The organism is Mycobacterium sp. MYCO198283 (genome assembly GCF_021213805.1).
Classification (GTDB): domain Bacteria; phylum Actinomycetota; class Actinomycetes; order Mycobacteriales; family Mycobacteriaceae; genus Mycobacterium.
Genome location: NZ_JAJQJI010000019.1, coordinates 1 through 1,583 on the forward strand (window position 1 = coordinate 1; position 1,583 = coordinate 1,583).

A 1,583-nucleotide genomic window follows, 5' to 3' on the forward strand; every position below is an offset into this window, starting at 1 on the left:
GCGATTCACCAACGGCCAGCACCGCTTCCGCTTCGATCCCGTCGACAGCGCCCTCGCGGACCAGGCGACCGACCTGGGTATAGATGTCGTAGGCGAACGCGTCGCCAGGGTGGTGGAGCGCCGAATAGCGTTCGGAATTGAGCGCTTTCAACGACATGTCGGTGCCGGTGAGGCTGAGGCCGCCCTCCACGCCGACCCGCTGCGCCGACACGGCGACGTACCCGAAGCCCGCCCGGGTAATCTCCCGGTGCGCCATCAGCCATACCGCGGGCGCATCGATACCTCCGCTGACGTTCAGCCATTCAACGACGACGGTGCCGTTGAACATCGAGTCGTCGTCGGGTCGGAGGGCGACGATGCGGGTCGCGTAGTCGGCGGTCGACCCATCGATTACCGCGGTCGCCGTCCCCGTCACGAGGTATTCGTCGGCGCGGTAGCCGATCGTCGCGATGTCGTAGGCGCCGAGCAGCAGGTTCGGCGCGCCCGGTATCGGTTCGATCATCGGCTCCATGACTCCATGGTGCCGCCACGCGTCACGCGGCTCTCAGAAGGCCAGCTCCAGCGAGATCAAGGTGAGCGGTGCGAAGAACACCAGACTGAGCGCCACGAACACCAACGCGGTGAACGCCCCTAACGTCTTCCGGCTGCACAACGCGCCGACGGCGCAGCCGATGGCTGCTGCCGCGGCGACGATGCTCATCACCGCGGCTACCTGACCGTCGACGGGGTTGATACCGGCCGGCAGCTCACCGTTCTCGAATTTGTTGGCGTAGTCGGAGCTGGTCAACATCGTGAAAGGCAGTGCGAATGCGACGACCATGGCGAACACCGCAGTCGCGGCGAGCCCATTGGCACGGCCGCGTTTTCGGTCAGCGGTCGGCGTCGGTCGGGAGGACGGCTCCTCGAAAGGCATGTCTCTATTGTGGCGGTGAACCGGGTATGGAGCGGGCCGCCCTGGGCTAGCGTGACGCTCGATCCGCACTGTCTGGGAGGTCGGCGATGACGGCAACGACGGACGCCCAACCACCACGTTCCACTCCCGCCCAGACCCGGCGGGCGATCTGGAACACCGTCCGCGGGAGCGCGGGCAACCTCGTCGAGTGGTACGACGTCTACATCTACTCGGTGTTCGCGTCGTATTTCGAAAGCCAGTTCTTCGACGAGTCCGAGGCGAATTCGACCGTCTACACGTGGGCAATCTTCGCGATCACCTTCCTCATGCGGCCCGTCGGGTCGTGGTTCTTCGGCCGCTTCGCTGATCGGCGGGGCCGGCGGGCGGCGCTGACGGTCAGTGTGTCGTTGATGGCGTTCTGCTCGCTGGTCGTCGCGGTGGTGCCCTCGCAGGCGAGCATCGGCATGGCGGCGCCGATCGTGCTGATCCTGGCGCGGCTGCTGCAGGGCTTCGCGACCGGCGGCGAGTACGGCACGTCGGCGACCTACATGTCGGAGGCGGCGACCCGCGAGCGGCGCGGCTTCTTCTCGTCGTTCCAGTACGTGACGCTGGTCGGCGGGCATGTGCTGGCGCAGTTCACGCTGCTGGTGCTCGACGCGTTCCTCACGGATGACCAGCTGCGGTCGTTCGG

At 66.5% G+C, this 1,583-nt stretch carries 3 protein-coding genes; 1 reads left to right on the forward strand and 2 read right to left on the reverse strand.

The window, feature by feature from the left end:
• Together LV457_RS19960 and LV457_RS19965 are read right to left on the reverse strand one after the other, a co-directional pair.
• On the reverse strand, nucleotides 1-511 hold a 511-nt coding region (locus tag LV457_RS19960; RefSeq protein ID WP_255701786.1), incomplete at its 3' end, for an alpha/beta hydrolase domain-containing protein.
• Between the two features lie 33 nt (nucleotides 512-544).
• On the reverse strand, nucleotides 545-913 hold the full coding sequence (locus LV457_RS19965) for a hypothetical protein (protein WP_232173281.1): 369 nt from the start codon (nucleotides 911-913) through the stop codon (nucleotides 545-547).
• A gap of 86 nt (nucleotides 914-999) precedes the next feature.
• On the opposite strand from LV457_RS19965, the gene LV457_RS19970 reads away from it, so the two are divergent.
• On the forward strand, nucleotides 1,000-1,583 hold a 584-nt coding region (locus tag LV457_RS19970; protein ID WP_232173282.1), incomplete at its 3' end, for an MFS transporter.